This window comes from Mycolicibacterium sp. lyk4-40-TYG-92, from assembly GCF_030209435.1.
Classification (GTDB): Bacteria; Actinomycetota; Actinomycetes; order Mycobacteriales; family Mycobacteriaceae; genus Mycobacterium.
Window position 1 is genome coordinate 885525 of record NZ_JARVRX010000001.1, and the last position, 16811, is coordinate 902335.

The window sequence follows — 16811 nt, forward strand, 5'->3', positions numbered from 1 at the left end:
GTGTGATGACCGAGACAACGCCATCGCTCTATCGACGGCTGGGTGGTTACGACGTGATCGCGGCCGTCATCGACGACCTGTTCGCGACACTGTTGGCCGACCCCGCTTTTGCGCGGTTCGGTTCGGGCCGCAGCACCGATTCGCATATGCGGGCCCGGCAGCTGCTCGTCGATCAGATGGGTGAGCTCACCGGCGGCCCGTGCCACTACATCGGGCGTGACATGAAGACCTCGCATGCGGGCCTGGCGATCTCGGCTGAGGAATGGGACACCAACATGCAGTACGCCGACGCCGCGCTGATCAAGAACGGCGTCGCCGATGCCGAAAGAGCCGAATTCCTGGCGCTTTTCGAGCGCTACCGCGGCGACATCGTCGAATAGCGAGGTTGCCGAAGGTCGGTCGATGGCGGGTACGGACACAATGTCGGCCTGAGAGCGCCGCTGAGGCTATATACGTTCAACGGCGCTCTCAGGCCGACATTGTGATCGGACTCGAGCAGAACTCAAGTACACCGGACCCCGGTCTCGGCTATTTTCGCCCTGTGGACGCGCAAGGAGTGCGGTGCTGGGTACAGCAGCGGCATGCCCAGCTTCATATGCGCAAATGGATGCTGGAGTTCGACGACGCCGACGTCGAGCGCGAATTCCGGGCACACGACGACGCGAACGGGCTCCGGGCGGCGACCTTCGCGCAAGTGGTGGGCATCCTGTTCACCGTCGTCTACGCGGTCGTCGACTTCCTGGTCCTACGCGGCTTCGTACCGGGTGCCCTGATCGTCCGCGCCGTCACCATCGGCATCTTCCTGCTGGGTATCGTGGCGATCCGCCGGATTCGGACGCTCCAGAGCAATCTGCAGGTCGGCACTGTCGCGCAACTGACGGTCGTCCAGGTGCTGCTGGTGCCGGTACTGTCGCGCGTCGGCGACTTCCCGACCCAGTACCTGATGACCTCGGCCACCGTCACGCTGCTGGGCGCCGTTGGGCTGCTGCGGTTGCGCATGCACGCCGCGCTGGCCAACACCGTGGTGTTCGTGGCGGTGTGCCTGGAGCTGCCGAGCGCGCGGGGGAGCCTGGACGAGCTCGGCACGATGACGCCACAGATCGCGGGACTGGCCGCGATCAGCGTGTTGATCGCCTTTGCACTGGAGCGGCTACGGCGTATCGACTTCCTCCGCCAGCGTGAAGTCGAAAGGGAGCGGGCCCGGACCGAGGAGATTCTGTACAACGTGCTGCCGGCACCGATCGCGGACCGGCTGCGCGACGGGGCGCTGACCATCGCCGACTCGGCGCCCAGCGTCAGCGTGCTGTTCTCCGACATCGTGGGCTTCACGCCACTGTCCGAGACGCTGACCCCGGAGGAGCTGGTGCGGCTGCTGGACACGATGTTCCGCGCCTTCGACGAGCTCTGCGATCGGCGCGGGATCGAGAAGATCAAGACGGTCGGTGACGCGTACATGGCGGTTGCGGGCCTGCCGAACGCTGATGACGACCACGCCGCATCGATGGCCGAGCTGGCCCTCGACATGCAACGCACCGTCACCGTCCTGTCCTCGAGCTGGCCGAGTCCGATCTCGATGCGGATCGGTATCTCGTCAGGTCCAGTGGTGGCGGGCGTGATCGGACAGCGCAAGTTCATCTACGACCTGTGGGGCGACACCGTGAACACGGCGAGCCGCATGGAGTCCAGTGGGCGTCCGCACCGCATCCAGGTGTCCGCGGCCACGCACGCACTGCTCGCGCAGCGCTACGAGTTCAGCGACCCGCAGGTGGTCGAGGTCAAGGGCAAGGGGCCGATGACGACGTACTTCCTCGAAGGCGTCCGGTGAGGACGCGTCCTACTTGACCGAGATGCCGCCGTCCACCGGCAGGGTGATTCCGGTGATGTACCGACCTGACCGCCCGCAGAGGTAGACCATCGCCTCGGTGACATCGGAGGAATCGATGAGCTCGACCGGCAAGGGTGCCTGCAGTCCCGTGACGTCCTCGGGGTGCTCGGCGACCAGTTCCGCAAACCCCTCGTTGAGGATCATCGGCGTCGCGACGCCGGTGGGATGCACGGTATTGACTCGAATGTTCTTCTCCGCCAACGAGGTTGCGTAGTATCTCATCAGGCCGACGACACCGTGCTTGCCGGCGTGGTAGCCGGCCATGCCGCGACTCTGGCTGGTGAGCGTCGGGCACAGGCTGTTCAGGCCGGCGGTCGAGCTGGTGATCACGATGGCGCCGCCGTCGTCCCGGTTCAGCAGGTACGGCAGTGCGGCCTCGATGGTGTAGTAGACACCGTTGAGCAGCACGGCGACGGAATCGTCGAAGGCGGCCATCTCGTGCCGCTGTTCCCCGAAGCCCGGAAGGATGCCGGCGTTCGCGAGCACGAAATCGAGCCGACCGAGCTCGGCAACGCCCTCGGCCACAATGGCTTTCAGCTTGTCGAAATCGCGGACATCACCCGGTTCGGCGACGATGCGGCGGCCCGTCTTCTCGACGAGGTTGACGGTCTCGTCGAGATCTTCGCGGGTTGACATCGGATAGCCGACGCTTGCGATCTGATCGCACAGGTCGACGGCGATGATGTCAGCGCCTTCCTCGGCGAAACGAACGGCATGTGAGCGGCCTTGGCCCCGCGCGGCGCCGGTGATGAAAGCGACCTTGCCTTCGAATTGACCTGCCATAGTGGTCTCCGTCCGCCCGTGAATCGAGTATCGCGCCGCGGCCGCCTTCGTGGTCGAAAATCGGTGTTAACGTCCGGACGATGAGCGAACCGCTGCTGCGCCGCGACCGCGATGACCGGGGTGTCGTGACGCTGACGCTGAACCGTCCACAGGCCTTCAACGCGTTGTCCGAGGCGATGCTCACCGAATTGGGGGAGGCGTTCGCCGGACTCGCCGGTGACGCGACGGTGCGGGCCGTCGTGCTCGGGGCCTCGGGCAAAGCTTTCTGCGCCGGCCACGACCTCAAGGAAATGCGCGCCGAACCCTCACTCGCGTACTACCAGGCGCTGTTCGCGCAGTGCACGGCGGTGATGCTCGCGATCCAGCGGTTGCCGGTCCCGGTGATCGCGCGGGTTCACGGCCTGGCGACCGCTGCCGGTTGTCAGCTGGTCGCGATGTGCGATCTCGCGGTGGCGAGCCACGATGCGCGCTTCGCGGTCAGTGGCATCAACGTCGGACTGTTCTGTGCCACACCGGGAGTCGCGCTGTCACGCAACATCCCGCGGAAGGCTGCCTTCGAGATGCTGGTGACCGGGGAATTCATCTCAGCGCACGAGGCCAAGGCGCTGGGGTTGGTCAACAGGGTGGCGGCCCCGGAAGCGCTCGACGACGAGGTCGAGTCGATCGTGGCGAGCATCGTCGCCAAACCCGCCGTCGCCGTCGCGATGGGGAAGTCGCTGTTCTACCGACAGATCGAAGTCGGGATCGACGCCGCGTATGCCGACGCCGGAAGCACGATGGCCTGCAACATGATGGACCCTAGCGCGCTCGAAGGCGTGCTGGCCTTCATCGAGAAACGCCCCGCCCGGTAGTTGACGGCTCGGCCGCCCACGGCGCACTGTGATACAGGTCATATTTCCGTCCGGACATATGCGCGCAGAGAGGCGGCCGCTCGTGACCACGAAGGATAAGTACACCGAGGTGCCCGATCCGTACTCGTGGGACACCACAAGTGGCGGCGATGCGCGCTTCACCTGGGAGTATGACGACGGGCGCGGCCGTCTGCTGTCCCTGTACCAAAAGGGCAAGGACAAACAGTGGGATGCGCAGTCGCGTATCGACTGGTCGCAGGACGTCGACCCGATGAACCCGATAGGACTGCCCGACGAGTTCCATCCGCTGTTCGGCAGCCCGATGTGGGAGGCGGCCGACGAGAAGCGTCGTGCCGAGATGCGCCATCACTCGCAGGCCTGGCAGTTCTCGCAGTTCCTGCATGGTGAGCAGGGCGCGATGGTGTGTGCGGCCAAGATCGTCGAGGTGGTCCCGGACCTGGATGCGAAGTTCTATGCGGCGACCCAGACCATGGACGAGGCCCGGCATGTCGAGACGTTCTCCCGGTTCCTGCAGGAGAAGGTCGGCCTTGTCTACCCGATGAACAAGAACCTGAACCTGCTGCTGGGCGACACCCTGCGCGACTCGCGCTGGGACATGCCCTACCTCGGCATGCAGGTGCTCATCGAGGGACTCGCGCTCGCCGCGTTCGGCGTGCAGCGCGATTTGGCGGCGCCGGGTTCGCTGGCCAAGCAGGTGCTGGCGTACGTCATGCAGGACGAAGCGCGGCACGTCGCCTTCGGTCGAATTTCATTGAAGGACTACTACTCTCAGCTCACCGACGCGGAACGGGCCGAGCGTGAAGAGTTCGTCGTGGACGCCTGCTACCTGATGCGGGACCGGTTCCGTGGTGAGGAGGTTTTCGAGACCCTCGGCCTTGACGTCAAGGCGTGCTCTGAGTGGGTCGACACCTCGGCGCCGATGATGAAGCAATTCCGGGCGCATCTGTTCAGCCGTATCGTGCCGATTGTCAAGGACATCGGGCTGTGGGGCCCCAAGGTGCAGGCGGCGTTCGCGGATATGGGCGTCCTGGACATGGCGGGCCTGGATATCGAGGCGCTGATGAAGGCCGACGAGGATCAGGCCGAGGCGCTGGACAAAGCCCACGCCGAGATGGCCGTCCGGGCAACGGAAGTCGATGAGATCATCGAGCAGGCGGCGAGCTAGTCGAAGGCCACGGGCAGGGTGCTGGGACCCGTCACGCCCAGCATCGACGGCCACGGCGCCGGTCCGGTTCGGCGCAGGTTCGGCATGCGTCGGGCCATCACGGTCAGTGCTTGTGTGAGCTCCAGCCGAGCGAGGTGTGACCCCAGGCAGTAATGCGCACCACCGCCGAAAGTCATTATTCCGCTTCGGTTTTCGCGCGCGATATCGAATCGATCCGGTTCGGGGAATGCCTCGGGATCGCGGTTGGCGGCAGCGGTGTTCACAAACACCAGAGTCCCTGCTGGAACCCGCATTCCGGCCAGTTCGACGTCCTCTGTGGCCAGCCGGGCCAAGCTGAATCCGATTGGGTGGTAACGCATCACCTCATCCACGGCGCCGGCCGCGAGTTCGGGATGCTCACTCAGCAGCGCCCATTGATCGGGGTGGTCGCAGAAGACGTCGATGGCCGCCGCGAGCTGGTTGCGGACGGTGTCGGTGCCCGCCCCGAGCAGCGTCACGGCGAGTATCAATAGTTGGTCGTGATCCAGTGCGGTGCCGTCAACTTCGACGCGGATCAAGTCCGAAATCAAATCATCGGTCAGCTCGTTGCGACGGCGTGCGATCATCTGCTCCAGATAGGCGTCGAGCTCCTGCCATGCCTGCAGAATGCGCGGACCGTCGGTGGCCAGGTTGAACTCGAACATCTTGCTGATGTCGCCTACCCAGTCGGAGAACAGGCGCCAATCCGCTCGGGGTGTGCCGAGTAGCGTGCAGATGATCGGGATGGGGAACTGTCGCGCGATGTCGGTGACCACGTCGCACCGGCCGGCGGGCGTGTACTCGTCCAGGAGCTCGGTGATGATCTCGACGATCGCGGCGTCCAGCCGGGCCACCGCACGGGGTGTGAACGCCTTGGCGACCAGCCGGCGCAGCCGGTGGTGCCGTTCACCGTCGATGGCCAGAATCAGCGAGGTAATCCGTTGCCACAGAGGACCTTCGCTGACACCTTGGGATTCGGCCGCTGCACGGTGAGCGACGGCGAAGCGCGGATCGCGCAGGACTGCGCGCGCAAGGTCATAGCCGAGGATCTCGGGCCCGAGCGGGCCGAGAGCAATCGGGCCATGCCGCCGTGCCGAGGCGATGGCGCGGTGCGCATCCTCAGGATCGCGGGCCTGGAGGTAGTTCAAGGTGTCGATGGTCATGGCACCGAGCATTGGCCGAAGACAGTTGACCACCATCGGTGTAACCGCGCATCTTCGTGGGCAAGGGGGTCGTATACGACTCCCTTGGGTCGCGTTCTACGCCGTTGTGTCGATGTTCCGGCAGTGCAGAGGCCGCACGCTGGATAGCATGATCGACACTGATGCGGAGCTGCTGAACTGCGGAGACCTGGCTATGGGCGAGCTGATACCGACCGGCACGGTGACGCTGCTTCTCGCCGATGTCGAGGGTTCGACCCGCCTCTGGGAGACTCAGCCCGACGACATGACGGCCGCGTTCACGAAGCTCGACCGCACGCTCGCGCGGCTGGTGGATCCCCACCACGGGGTGCGCCCCCTCGAACAGGGCGAGGGGGACAGTTTCGTCATTGCCTTCGGCCGGGCCAGTGACGCTGTTGCCTGCGCACTGGATCTGCAGCGGGCGGAACTCGACCCGATACGGCTGCGCATCGGCATTCACACCGGCGAAGTGCAGCTGCGCGACGAGGCCAACTACATCGGGCCCACCATCAACCGCACCGCCCGGCTGCGCGATCTGGCACACGGCGGCCAGACCGTATTGTCCGGGACCACGGCGGATCTCGTCATCGATCACTTGCCGGACGACGCGTGGCTGGCGGAACTCGGTCGACATCCCGTCCGCGACCTACCACGGCCCGAACTCGTGACGCAGCTGTGTCACCCGGAAGTGCAGACCGAATTTCCGCCACTTCGGACGGCGAAACCGGCTCGCGCGCACAATCTTCCAGCTCAGTTGACAAGTTTCATTGGCCGCGCTGCCGAGCTCAGCGCCTTGCGGAGGAATCTCACCGAGCACCGGCTGGTGACACTTACCGGAGCCGGCGGTGCCGGGAAAACCAGGATTGCCGTGGAGGTCTCGGCGCGACTCGTCGACGAGTTCCCCGATGGCGTCTGGTATGCGGACCTTGCTCCGATCACACACCCGGCCGTTGTCGCGGCGACCGTCGCGCACACTCTGGGGCTACCCGATCAGCCCGGTCGGTCGCCCGTGGAGATCGCTGTGCGATTCATTTCGGACCGAAAAATGTTGTTGCTTCTCGATAATTGTGAACATCTGCTGGACAGCTGCGGTCATCTGGCGATGACTTTGCTCGCTGCGTGCCCCTGTTTGACTATTCTGGCCACCAGTCGAGAGCCCATCGGTCTTGCGGGAGAAGTGATTTGGCGGGTTCCTTCACTCGGGATCGAGGTAGAGGCCGTCGAGCTGTTCCTCGACCGTGCCCGGCAGGCGCGCCCGGGTTTCCAGATGGCGGATGCCGGTGAACAGGTGCGTGACATCTGCCGCCGGCTCGACGGCATGCCTTTGGCCATCGAGCTCGCGGCCGCCCGCGTCCGAGCCTTGTCGCTCGCACAGATTGTCGAAGGCCTGCAGGACCGCTTCCGGGTGCTGACCGGCGGCGCGCGCACCGCAGTGCGCCGACAACAGACTCTGCGCGCGTCGGTGGACTGGTCGTTCGGGCTGCTCACTGAGCCAGAGCGAGTGCTGTTCCGTCGGCTGGCCGTATTCATGGGTGGATTCGATCTGGATGCTGCCCAAGCGGTCGGCGGGGCGAGCACCGCGGAGCAATACCAGGTGCTCGACCAGATCGGTCTGCTGGTCGACAAGTCCTTGGTCGTGGCTGAGGATGTCTCCGGTGTCATGAGATACCGACTCCTGGAGACGATGCGGCAGTATGCCCTTGAGCAGCTCGGTGAGTCCGGTGAAGCCGCTGCGGTCCGCGGCCGGCACCGCGACTACTACACGGAAAAGACCACGGGGACTGCTCGGCATCTGTTATCTGACTGGGCCAATGACGAATTCGACAATATTCGCGCGGCTCTGGCGTGGAGTCATGAAACCGCTGACCGCCGGGGAGTGCTGCGTCTTGCCTGCGCGCTGCAACCGTTTTGGCAGTCGCAGGCCCGTTTTCATGAAGGGCTGACGTGGTTCGACCTGGCACTGTCAGAGGAGCCCGACGACGGCGTGCCCGCTGAACTCTGGGTACGTGCTGTCGCTGACCATGCAGTGCTCGCATTGTGGGCGGTGGCGCCGGTCAATGCGGACCGGGTTCATGCGGCAGTATCCGTCGCGCGGAACCTCGGCAATCCAGCGCTGGTGGCGGTCGCGCTGAACGCCTGCGGGAACCTCACCGTGATCGATACCGACACCTGCCGCAACTACCTGCAGGAGGCTGCCGATCTCGCGCAGGAATGCGGTGATCGGCGGGCGCTGTGTGACATCCGGCTTACCCAGGCGCTCGCGGGGCCCTTCAGTGGAGACCCCGGCAGCCGGGCAGTCGCCGAGGCGGGGCGCGACTTGGCAGACGAACTCGGGGACCGCTTCATTTCATGGAACATTCGGTGCTGGCTGGGCATCACGCTGTTCACGTTGGGTGAGCTCGACGAGGCGAAGCGGACCTATCGTCCGCTGACGGCCGAGGGCACCGGCGACGAGCGTTTCAGGATCTGCTTGGCCAATATCGGCTTGGCTCATGTGCATGCCTTTCAGGGCAAGCTCGATGATGCTCGAGCGTGCAACGAGATCGCACTGAAAACCTCAGCGGCCATGGGTGGGTGGGCCGAGGATGCCATTCATACGGTTATCGCCTTCACCGAGCTGGCAGCCGGCGACGGCGCCGCTGCGCGGGCGGCGTGTGAACGGAGCTGGCAACACACCGTGCCGCAGCGGGCAATCTTTATCCGTGGCCTCAATCCGATGGCCGACGCCTTGCTGGCCTGTGGTGAGCTCGCCGCGGCCCGAAGATGGGCTGACGACACGGTCGCAGTCGTTTCGGGTTGGCACAAGATGGTTGCCCTGCACGCCCGCTCTCGCGTCGCCATCGCCCAGGGCGAATTGGAGCAAGCTGAGCGTGATGCCTATGACGCCCTGGCCCTCGCAGCGCATACCCGAGGATTCATCCGACTGCCGGATATCCTCGAGCGGCTGGCTCAGCTTGCGGTTGGCAGCAGCGAAGGCCAATACGCGGCCCGGCTCCTCGGGGCTGCGGACTCGATTCGCCGGCGCAAAGGCATTGTGCGGTACCAAATCTACGACGATGACTTCGCTGCCGCCGTGGCGACAGCCCGAGACAGGCTCGGGGAAGCGGGCTTTCAGGCGGCATGGGCAGAGGGGGCCGGACTATCGGCAGACGAGGCGATCGCCTTCGCGCAGCGTGGCCGTGGTGCCCGCAAGCGCCCGACGGCCGGGTGGGATTCGCTGACGCCGACCGAACACGACGTCGTACGTAAGGTCAGTGATGGATTGTCCAACAAGGACATTGCGGCGCACCTGTTCATCTCGCCGCGCACAGTGCAGACGCATCTGACCCATGTCTACGCGAAACTGGGACTTGATTCGCGTGTCCAGTTGGTTCAGGAAGCGGCGCGCCACGCGTGAGCGGTCACCGCAACGTCGTGGAGACGTGCACCTCCGAGGTCAGGGTCCGGTGGACGGGGCAGCGCTCGGCGATGGCCAGCAGCTTCTCCCGTTGGTCATCGTCGAGGTCGCCGATCAACTCGATCTCGCGGTCCATGTGGTCGATCATGCCCTGCTTGGTTTCGCAGTCTGCGCAGTCTTGCGCGTGAATCCGCGAGTGTCGCAAGGTAACTCGTACCTGCTCCAGCGGCCAGCTCTTCTTGTTGGCATACATCCGTACCGTCATCGAGGTGCAGGCGCCCAGGGCGGACAGCAGTAGGTCATAGGGCGACGGCCCGGCGTCGTCGCCGAAAGGCCGTGGCTCGTCGGCGATCAACCGGTGCCCACCGGCAATGATCTCCTGCGTATACGTCCCCGCGCCGCTCTCGGCCACGGTGACGGTGCCCTCGGGCTCTGGTGTCATCATGCCGATGAGGCTATTGGTCCGAGGACAGCGGGGCCAGGATCAACCGGCAGGCCAGCTGGATTTCGTCCTCGGTCTCGTCGGCGTCGATCCGTCCGTTGAGGCTGGACTGCAGGATGCCGTGCCAGGTGTGCTGGACCAGTCGCATCAGCGAAACATCTTGTGGCCCTGGATCGTCGACGCCGCAGATAGTCAATAGCATGCTGCGGACCTGGCGGTCGATGTGTCCCACCTCGGCCACGGCCGTCGCATCGGCGGTGTTGAGGGAATTGAGCATGGCGGCGGTCAGGTGGGGTTGACGGAGCATCGGGCGAGTGGCGCGCGACAGGACGTCGAACACGCGATCGGCCGCGGTACCAGCCGGGGCTTTCCGGCGCTGGATGCCGTCCTGCATCTTGTCCACGCGGTCGGCCATGAGGCCGACGAACAGATGGGTCTTGGACGGGAAATAGCGGTACAGCGTGCCGAGCGCAACCCCGGCGGCGCGGGCGACCTCGTTCATCTGCACCTGGTCGGCGGGCTTCTGTGCGGCGAGGGCCGCGGTGGCCTTGAGGATCGCGTCCCGCCGCTGCTGCTGTACGGCGGAGCTGGGCTCGGCGGCCGGGCGGGGGTCGGCGATTCTTGCCAAGGTGCAGCTCCTTTTTGGGTCTGGAGTGAATTCTAGTTGTTCGGTAGAGTCCCAAAAACTGAAATTGATTCTAGTCCGCTTGGAGGTTGCAATGCCGCGATTCACCCGGGACGAGCTGATGGCCGCGCTCGATCACTACACCAAGGTCGTCGAGGTCTGTTCGAGCACGGGGGACTGGGCGCCGTTCGCCGATCTGTTCACCGAGGACGTTCACTACGTCGAGCACGCCTACGGCGAGATGCACGGCCGCGAGGCGGTCCGCGAATGGATCGTCGGCGTCATGAAGCCGTTTCCGCACATGCGATTCCCGCACACCTGGGTTGCGATCGATGAGGAGAACGGTGCCATCGTCACCGAGATCATCAACGCCCTCGACCACCCGACAGAGCCCGGCAAGGTGTTCGGTTTCCCCAACATCACCCGCCTCGTCTACGCAGGGGACAACCTGTTCTCCTCGGAAGAGGACGTCTACAACCCGGTCCGGGACGCGCCGCGTGCCGTCGGCGAGTGGCTGCAGGCCGGCGGCGTCATGCAGGCCGAGCCGATGGCCGCCAAGCATGGCTGACGTCGTGAAGCTGATCGACGACCTGTGAGCACCGGCCGCTAGCTGCCGTGGATGAGGTCGCGGATGTCGCCGTCGGCAGATTCGTCTGCGACGAAAAGCAATTCGTCGCCGTCCTCGAAGCTGTCCCCGGATTTTGGCACGATGATCCTGCTGCCGCGCTGCACCGTCACCAACAGTGTGTTCGTCGGCAAGGTCATGTCCCCGATGGTGTGTCCGATCAACGGGCTGTCCGGTGGCAGCGTGAACTTCGTCAGGTTCGCGTGCCCCTGACGTAGTCCCATCAGCCGCACCAGGTGGCCGACGTCGATGGCGCCCTCGACTCCCGCGGCCATCGCGTGCGGAGTGGACACCGCGACGTCGACCCCCCAATCGTCGGTGAACAGCCACTCGTTGGCCACGTTGTTCACGCGCGCGACCACGCGCGGCACACTGAACTCGCTCTTCGCCAACAGCGCCATCGCGAGGTTGGCCTTGTCGTCGCCCGTCGCGGCGATCACGACGTCGCACATCTCGATGCGACATTCCTCGAGCGAGGCCACCTCGCAGGCATCGGCCCACAGCCAGTCGGCCTCGGGGACCGTGTGCGGCTCGTACTTGTGGATGTCGCGCTCGATCAGCAGCACCTTGTGCCCGTTGGCGACGAGTTCCTGTGCCACCGACCGGCCGACCGCGCCGGCGCCGGCGATCGCCACGCGCATGCCCCGGGTGCTCACGCAGTCATTGTGACCTACCGGCCGATACATTTGGCTCGGCCGTGGCCACAGAACTGAACGGGGAGCGGATGACGCTGGAGGAGATGAACCGGGTACTGCTCGTCGGGGCCCTGGTGCTGCTGGCCAGCATCGTCGCCACCAGACTGGCCACCCGGGCCGGCCTGCCGAGTCTGCTGCTGTTCCTGGGGGTCGGGGTTCTGCTCGGGGAAGACGGCATCGGGCTGAGGTTCGACGATGTCACGCTCGCCCGGGACCTCGGCACGGCGGCTTTGACGATCATCCTCATCGAAGGTGGTCTCACCACCCATTTCAGTGACGTACGAAAGAGCATGGCGCCCGCGGCGGTGATGGCCACCCTGGGCGTGGCGATCAGCACAGTGGTCACCGCGGTGGGCGCGCACCTGCTCCTCGGCCTCCATTGGCAGCTTGCGCTGCTGCTGGGCGCGATCGTCTCGTCGACCGACGCGGCGGCGGTGTTCTCGGTGCTGCGGGTGCTGCCACTCCCACGACGGGTGGCTGGTCTGCTGGAAGCCGAATCCGGTCTGAACGATGCGCCGGCCGTCATCCTGGTCTTGATGTTCAGTGCGGTCCCGCTGCATTTCGCCGCGGGGGAGGCGCTGTTGAGCCTGGTGTACGAACTGCTCGCCGGCGCCGGGATCGGTGTGCTGTGCGGCTATCTCGGTGCCGTCACCCTGCGCCGGATCGCACTACCGGCCTCGGGTTTGTACCCGTTGGCCACTTTCGGCCTGGGCACCGTGGCGTTTGCGGCATCGGGCGTGCTGCACGCGAGCGGGTTCCTCGCCGCGTACGTGTCCGGCCTGGTGCTGGCGAATTCCGGGTTGCCGCACCGGGCGGCCACGCGGTCCTTCGCCGAGGGGCTGGGTTGGCTGGCGCAGATCGGGCTGTTCGTCCTGCTCGGATTGCTGGTCAACCCGAGCGAGCTCGGCCGCGACCTGATCCCGGCCATCCTTGTCGGTCTCGTATTGCTGCTGCTGGCCCGACCGCTCTCAGTGGTGGTGTCGCTGCTCGGCTTTCGAGTGCCCTGGCGCGAACAGGCCTTCCTGTCGTGGGCGGGTCTGCGCGGCGCGGTGCCGATCGTGCTGGCGACCTATCCCATCGTCACCGGGGTGCCCGACAGCCACCGGCTGCTCGACATCGTGTTCGTGCTGGTCGTGGTCTTCACACTGCTCCAGGGCCCCAGTCTGAAGCCGATAGCGCACTGGCTCGGACTCATCCGCCGCGACGTCACCCGAGAGCTCCAGGTGGAATCAGCGCCGCTTGACGTGCTCGACGCCGAGCTGCTGACGCTCACGGTGTTGCCGCAGTCACGGCTCCACAACGTGACCGTGCTCGAGCTGCGGCTGCCTGATCCGAGTGTCATCACTCTGATCATCCGCAAGGGCGAAACTTTCGTGCCGCAGCCCGATACCCGCATCGAGGCGGGCGACGAACTGCTCATCGTGAGTACCAGCACCACGCGGGAGGCCACCGAGCGCAGACTGCGCGCGGTGAGCCGCCGCGGGAAACTTGCCTATTGGTTCGATGAATACGGTGAGCCGGACTGACTGCTACGACGCGCGGCGGATGCCCCGCTTGAGCAACAGTTCGCGCTCACCTTCGCTGAGCCCGCCCCAGATGCCGTACGGTTCGCCGACCGCGAGTGCGTGCGACCGGCACTGAGTGATCACCGGGCAGGCCCGGCACATTTCCTTGGCGCGCATTTCGCGCTGGGCCCGAGCCCGGCCGCGCTCGCCATCGGGATGAAAAAAGACCGCTGAGTCGACGCCACGGCAAACGCCGTGCATCTGCCAATCCCACATATCGGCGTTGGGTCCGGGAAGCTGCTGCGGCTGTGGCATTGGGAATGACTCCTCCCCGCGCGTCCGATTCGAAAATCTGTGGATGCGCGTTGATCTGCAAATGACCCGAGAACTTGTCGCCGATGACAACTCGTGCACACAAAGTAGAAGGATTCGGCAAATTCCGTCAATAGCCACGCCCTGTGCGAAACACCATAAGCGCAGGTCAAGAATTTACATCACGTTCATCTGCGCGATGCTTTGGAAACGAAACTAGTGGTGGCGATATTGTCGGAAGCCACCTGTTTCGGCAGTTCGCGACAGTTCGCCACGTTTGTCAATATGTGGCGGAATTGGAAGTCGTTGACATGTTGTTAACACGGCCAGCATTAATTATTAACGAAAGCTGCCGAACTCGCACGGCGAGAGGACGCGGCCATGTGGCGCGGCGACATTGATACCGTGCTGACTCGATGACCGCAACCGGTACCAGGACGGGCACTGCCGACCCGCCAGCCGTCCATCTGTACGACGCCGCTTTCGGCAACGACCTGCCGTGCTGGCCGCTGCCTGCGGCGCGTTCGATCGACGAACTGTGGCTGCGCGCCGTGGCCGCGGGCGGTCAAGGTCGATACGCCGCCGCCACCGCCGATCTCGATGACGTGGCGCGGCGAGGTCGCGGTCCGTTGCTGTCGCTGGCGCAGAGCACCCGGGCGTCGTTTCTCCGGCAGCTCGGTTGGCATCGCCTCGCCCGGGTTGCCGACGGCCGGGCCTGGGCCCTGGTCGCCCATCGGCCGGACGCCACCGAAGCGCGGGCCGACGCCCTCGTCGGCCTGGCCGCCGACGCCCTCGGGATCGGCCGCTTCGCGGCATCGCAGCGGTTGCTCGAGCGAGCCGCGGTCGACACCGACAACAGCGGGATACCGCGTCAGCGGGTCCGGCTGGCCTGGGTGAGCGCTGAGTTGGCCATGGTCAGTGGCCGGGGCGAGGACTCCGTCGCTCATGCCGAACGCGCCCGTGCGCTCGTCGGTGACCTCGGCTCGCCGCGCCACGCCGTGAAAACCGACGTCGTGTACTCGGCCGCGCTGTGCAGCGCCGGCCGGTTCGACGAGTCCCGCCGCGTCGCCGACGCTGCTCTGGAACGCACCCAGCACTTCGGGTTGGTGCCGCTGACCTGGGCATTGGGCTGCTTGTTGAGCGATATCGGGAGCGCCGGGCACAGTCCGGAAGCGATGGCACAGGTCCGCGACGCGGCGGCGGCCGCCGTGCGCGACCGCGGCGGGCGATGGGCGGGATGAATCTGGTAGCCCGCACCAGTCATTACTGTTGTCCTGACATACCAACCACGGCACTGCCTCGTCCGTAACGCTGGAGATTGCGCCCACGATGACATTTTCGGGAGATGGTCTCGATGCTGTTGTTGCTGACGCAGTTGCCGGCAATCGTGATGCGCTCCGCAAGGTGCTGGAAACCATCCGCCCGATCGTCGTTCGGTACTGCCGTGCGCGATTCGGGGTCGGCGAACGACAGGGTGTTTCCGCAGACGATGTGGCTCAGGAGGTGTGTTTAGCTGTGATCACGGCGCTGCCGCGGTACAAGGACCAGGGACGGCCGTTCCTGGCTTTCGTGTACGGCATTGCCGCTCACAAGGTTGCTGACGCGCATCGTGCCGCCGGCCGCAACCGTGCTGAAGCCACCGACAATCTGCCGGACCGCGCGTCGACCGAGCTGGGCCCGGAACAGTTGGCCATCGACGCCGACTCGGCGGCCCGGATGAACCGGTTGCTCTCGGTGCTGCCCGAGAAACAGCGCGAAATCCTGATCCTGCGCGTCGTCGTCGGCATGAGCGCCGAGGAGACCGCCGAGGCCGTCGGCAGCACCGCCGGCGCGGTCCGCGTCGCGCAGCACCGTGCGTTGGCACGGTTGAAGACCGAGATCGGTTCGACGGAGCGCGGCCATGCCTGACTCCGGACAATGGCCGCCGGGCGGCGGCGACCCCTCGCTCAACGAGATTCGACGCGTCGACCGATTCTTCGACGCGCTCGCCGCCGACCAGCACGCGTACTCGACCGATTCCACGGAAGCCGAGCTGGCGTTCCTGCTCGCCGACTGGCGCGACAGCATCCGCGAACCCGCGGTGACGACGCCCGTCACGGCTCGTGACGCCGTCGCCGCTTTGCAGAACGGGTTGCACCGCAAGGAATCCCGGACATCGCTGACGATCGTCGGCTCGGTTGCCGCCGCGCTGCTGTGCCTCGGTGGCTTCGGCACCGCGATCTACGCCGCCGGGCCGAACTCGTCGCTGTACGGCTTGCACACCGCGATGTTCGGCTCCGACAAGGCCAGCCGCGACGACCAGGTGATGCTGGCTGCGCAGACTGAGATGCAGCAGGTGCAGCAGCTCATCGACAACGGCCAATGGCAGCAGGCGCAGGAGAAGCTCCAGGCGCTGGGCCCGACCGTGCAGAGCGTCGACGCGCCCGAACACAAGCAGCAGCTGATCCAGCAGTGGAATGCCTTGACCTACAAGGTGGTTGAGCAGAACCCTGCCGCGACGCTGCCCCCGCCGGGGGAGCCGATGCCGGTCCTGCCGTCCTCGCCGCTGACGCTGTTGCCGGTCCCGGTGGTCGAGACGACGTCGTCGACCTCGCCATCGAGCACGTCGACGACTACCTCGTCAGCCACGACGGCCACCTCGACGGACACGTCCGCGACGTCGACCTCGTCCTCGGAGCCGACGACCACAACGACCACGTCGGCCTCGTCGACCACGTCGGCCTCGTCGACGACGACGTCCGCGACCTCCTCGACCGAGACCGCGAGTTCGTCGTCGCCGAGCAGCACGACCGCCACGTCGACGCCGTCGTCCGCCGTGTCCACGGCCACCGTGCCCTCGAGCGAGCCCGTCGTCACCAACCCGCCGACGGCGACCGCCACGCCGACGGCCACGGTCGCGCCCTCGCCGACGCAGAGCCCGGCTCCCGCGCAGACGGTCACGACCGTCGCCCCGACTGTCGCAGTGCCCTCGGTGACCACACCGGCACCGACGGTCCCGGCAGTGCAGCCGACCGTCGCGCCGACAACCAAGGAAGCGCAGCCGGAGCCGACACGGGAGCGGTCGGTCGTGACGACGACGCAAGCGCCGTCGGGATCGGGATCAGGATCGGGACACGGGCAGCACTGAAGTCATGCGGCGACCGGCCGGTCGTGAGCTGCCGGACCGTTGACCCTGTAAAGGCGGCGTTGCCTACTCGGCTTTTTGCGCCCTGCGCGCAGGGTCAACGCAATTCGCCTGGGTTTGGCCGTTGAGTCGGTAATGGCGGCGCTCGCTACTCGGCGAATTTCGCCCTCAGCGCAATATCA

Annotated in this window: 16 protein-coding genes; 10 read left to right on the forward strand and 6 right to left on the reverse strand. The window is 65.8% G+C overall.

Going from position 1 to position 16811, the window contains the following annotated elements; translation table 11 throughout:
- The first annotated feature begins 5 nt into the window (after positions 1 to 5).
- Both QRN63_RS04400 and QRN63_RS04405 read left to right on the forward strand, forming a co-directional pair.
- A complete protein-coding gene (locus tag QRN63_RS04400) occupies positions 6 to 380 on the forward strand; it encodes a group I truncated hemoglobin (protein ID WP_267318422.1) in 375 nt (124 codons plus the stop codon).
- A gap of 161 nt (positions 381 to 541) precedes the next feature.
- Positions 542 to 1825 (forward strand): adenylate/guanylate cyclase domain-containing protein, encoded by a 1284-nt coding sequence (locus QRN63_RS04405; RefSeq protein WP_285029602.1) that lies wholly within the window; start codon positions 542 to 544, stop codon positions 1823 to 1825.
- A gap of 9 nt (positions 1826 to 1834) precedes the next feature.
- Here QRN63_RS04405 and QRN63_RS04410 read toward each other — a convergent pair whose 3' ends face one another.
- Entirely contained in the window at positions 1835 to 2668 is an 834-nt protein-coding gene (locus QRN63_RS04410) for a mycofactocin-coupled SDR family oxidoreductase (protein WP_285029603.1), read from the reverse strand.
- An 80-nt stretch (positions 2669 to 2748) separates the two neighbouring features.
- Between QRN63_RS04410 and QRN63_RS04415 the strand changes: the two genes are divergently transcribed.
- Both QRN63_RS04415 and QRN63_RS04420 read left to right on the forward strand, forming a co-directional pair.
- A complete protein-coding gene (locus QRN63_RS04415) occupies positions 2749 to 3519 on the forward strand; it encodes an enoyl-CoA hydratase (RefSeq protein ID WP_267318419.1) in 771 nt (256 codons plus the stop codon).
- Between the two features lie 82 nt (positions 3520 to 3601).
- Complete coding sequence (locus QRN63_RS04420; RefSeq protein WP_285029604.1) at positions 3602 to 4705, forward strand: ferritin-like domain-containing protein; 1104 nt, start codon at positions 3602 to 3604, stop codon at positions 4703 to 4705.
- On the opposite strand, the gene QRN63_RS04425 is transcribed toward QRN63_RS04420, so the two are convergent.
- Entirely contained in the window at positions 4702 to 5886 is a 1185-nt protein-coding gene (locus tag QRN63_RS04425) for a cytochrome P450 (RefSeq protein ID WP_285029605.1), read from the reverse strand. The two genes, QRN63_RS04420 and QRN63_RS04425, sit on opposite strands and share 4 nt — an antisense overlap.
- 148 nt (positions 5887 to 6034) lie before the next feature.
- Between QRN63_RS04425 and QRN63_RS04430 the strand changes: the two genes are divergently transcribed.
- Positions 6035 to 9301, forward strand: a complete 3267-nt coding sequence (locus QRN63_RS04430; protein ID WP_285029606.1) for a helix-turn-helix transcriptional regulator — start codon at positions 6035 to 6037, stop codon at positions 9299 to 9301.
- A gap of 4 nt (positions 9302 to 9305) precedes the next feature.
- Here the strand turns inward: QRN63_RS04430 and QRN63_RS04435 are convergent, their stop codons facing one another.
- Together QRN63_RS04435 and QRN63_RS04440 are read right to left on the reverse strand one after the other, a co-directional pair.
- Positions 9306 to 9746, reverse strand: a complete 441-nt coding sequence (locus QRN63_RS04435; RefSeq protein ID WP_285029607.1) for an OsmC family protein — start codon at positions 9744 to 9746, stop codon at positions 9306 to 9308.
- A gap of 10 nt (positions 9747 to 9756) precedes the next feature.
- Positions 9757 to 10371: a TetR/AcrR family transcriptional regulator gene (locus tag QRN63_RS04440; protein WP_285029608.1), complete on the reverse strand. Its 615-nt coding sequence runs from the start codon at positions 10369 to 10371 to the stop codon at positions 9757 to 9759.
- 91 nt (positions 10372 to 10462) lie between these two features.
- Here QRN63_RS04440 and QRN63_RS04445 point away from each other — a divergent pair, with 91 nt between their 5' ends.
- Positions 10463 to 10936 (forward strand): nuclear transport factor 2 family protein, encoded by a 474-nt coding sequence (locus tag QRN63_RS04445; RefSeq protein ID WP_267318410.1) that lies wholly within the window; start codon positions 10463 to 10465, stop codon positions 10934 to 10936.
- Positions 10937 to 10974: 38 nt separating this feature from the next.
- Here QRN63_RS04445 and QRN63_RS04450 read toward each other — a convergent pair whose 3' ends face one another.
- Positions 10975 to 11634 carry a potassium channel family protein gene (locus tag QRN63_RS04450; protein ID WP_285029697.1) on the reverse strand — a complete coding sequence of 220 codons (660 nt, stop codon included), beginning with the start codon at positions 11632 to 11634 and terminating at the stop codon, positions 10975 to 10977.
- Between the two features lie 83 nt (positions 11635 to 11717).
- Between QRN63_RS04450 and QRN63_RS04455 the strand changes: the two genes are divergently transcribed.
- Positions 11718 to 13214 carry a potassium/proton antiporter gene (locus QRN63_RS04455; protein ID WP_285029698.1) on the forward strand — a complete coding sequence of 499 codons (1497 nt, stop codon included), beginning with the start codon at positions 11718 to 11720 and terminating at the stop codon, positions 13212 to 13214.
- A gap of 3 nt (positions 13215 to 13217) precedes the next feature.
- On the opposite strand, the gene QRN63_RS04460 is transcribed toward QRN63_RS04455, so the two are convergent.
- On the reverse strand, positions 13218 to 13508 hold the full coding sequence (locus QRN63_RS04460; protein ID WP_029105464.1) for a WhiB family transcriptional regulator: 291 nt from the start codon (positions 13506 to 13508) through the stop codon (positions 13218 to 13220).
- A gap of 413 nt (positions 13509 to 13921) precedes the next feature.
- Here QRN63_RS04460 and QRN63_RS04465 point away from each other — a divergent pair, with 413 nt between their 5' ends.
- The 3 genes from QRN63_RS04465 to QRN63_RS04475 all read left to right on the forward strand — a co-directional run bounded on the left by QRN63_RS04465 (position 13922) and on the right by QRN63_RS04475 (position 16632).
- Positions 13922 to 14746 (forward strand): tetratricopeptide repeat protein, encoded by an 825-nt coding sequence (locus QRN63_RS04465; protein ID WP_285029609.1) that lies wholly within the window; start codon positions 13922 to 13924, stop codon positions 14744 to 14746.
- Positions 14747 to 14834: 88 nt separating this feature from the next.
- The gene (locus tag QRN63_RS04470) at positions 14835 to 15413 is read left to right on the forward strand and encodes a sigma-70 family RNA polymerase sigma factor (RefSeq protein WP_267318408.1); all 579 of its coding nucleotides are present in this window, start codon (positions 14835 to 14837) and stop codon (positions 15411 to 15413) included.
- Positions 15406 to 16632 (forward strand): anti-sigma-D factor RsdA, encoded by a 1227-nt coding sequence (locus QRN63_RS04475; protein ID WP_285029610.1) that lies wholly within the window; start codon positions 15406 to 15408, stop codon positions 16630 to 16632. The genes QRN63_RS04470 and QRN63_RS04475 overlap by 8 nt, the downstream gene beginning before the upstream one ends.
- Positions 16633 to 16811: the final 179 nt, after the last annotated feature.

Coding starts and splice junctions, on each gene's coding strand:
- QRN63_RS04400 (WP_267318422.1), top strand. CDS start 6: ATGACCGAGACAACGCCATCGCTCTATCGACGGCTGGGTGGTTACGAC.
- QRN63_RS04410 (WP_285029603.1), bottom strand. CDS start 2,668: ATGGCAGGTCAATTCGAAGGCAAGGTCGCTTTCATCACCGGCGCCGCG.
- QRN63_RS04415 (WP_267318419.1), top strand. CDS start 2,749: ATGAGCGAACCGCTGCTGCGCCGCGACCGCGATGACCGGGGTGTCGTG.
- QRN63_RS04425 (WP_285029605.1), bottom strand. CDS start 5,886: ATGACCATCGACACCTTGAACTACCTCCAGGCCCGCGATCCTGAGGAT.
- QRN63_RS04430 (WP_285029606.1), top strand. CDS start 6,035: ATGATCGACACTGATGCGGAGCTGCTGAACTGCGGAGACCTGGCTATG.
- QRN63_RS04435 (WP_285029607.1), bottom strand. CDS start 9,746: ATGATGACACCAGAGCCCGAGGGCACCGTCACCGTGGCCGAGAGCGGC.
- QRN63_RS04445 (WP_267318410.1), top strand. CDS start 10,463: ATGCCGCGATTCACCCGGGACGAGCTGATGGCCGCGCTCGATCACTAC.
- QRN63_RS04450 (WP_285029697.1), bottom strand. CDS start 11,634: ATGCGCGTGGCGATCGCCGGCGCCGGCGCGGTCGGCCGGTCGGTGGCA.
- QRN63_RS04455 (WP_285029698.1), top strand. CDS start 11,718: ATGACGCTGGAGGAGATGAACCGGGTACTGCTCGTCGGGGCCCTGGTG.
- QRN63_RS04460 (WP_029105464.1), bottom strand. CDS start 13,508: ATGCCACAGCCGCAGCAGCTTCCCGGACCCAACGCCGATATGTGGGAT.
- QRN63_RS04465 (WP_285029609.1), top strand. CDS start 13,922: ATGACCGCAACCGGTACCAGGACGGGCACTGCCGACCCGCCAGCCGTC.
- QRN63_RS04470 (WP_267318408.1), top strand. CDS start 14,835: ATGACATTTTCGGGAGATGGTCTCGATGCTGTTGTTGCTGACGCAGTT.
- QRN63_RS04475 (WP_285029610.1), top strand. CDS start 15,406: ATGCCTGACTCCGGACAATGGCCGCCGGGCGGCGGCGACCCCTCGCTC.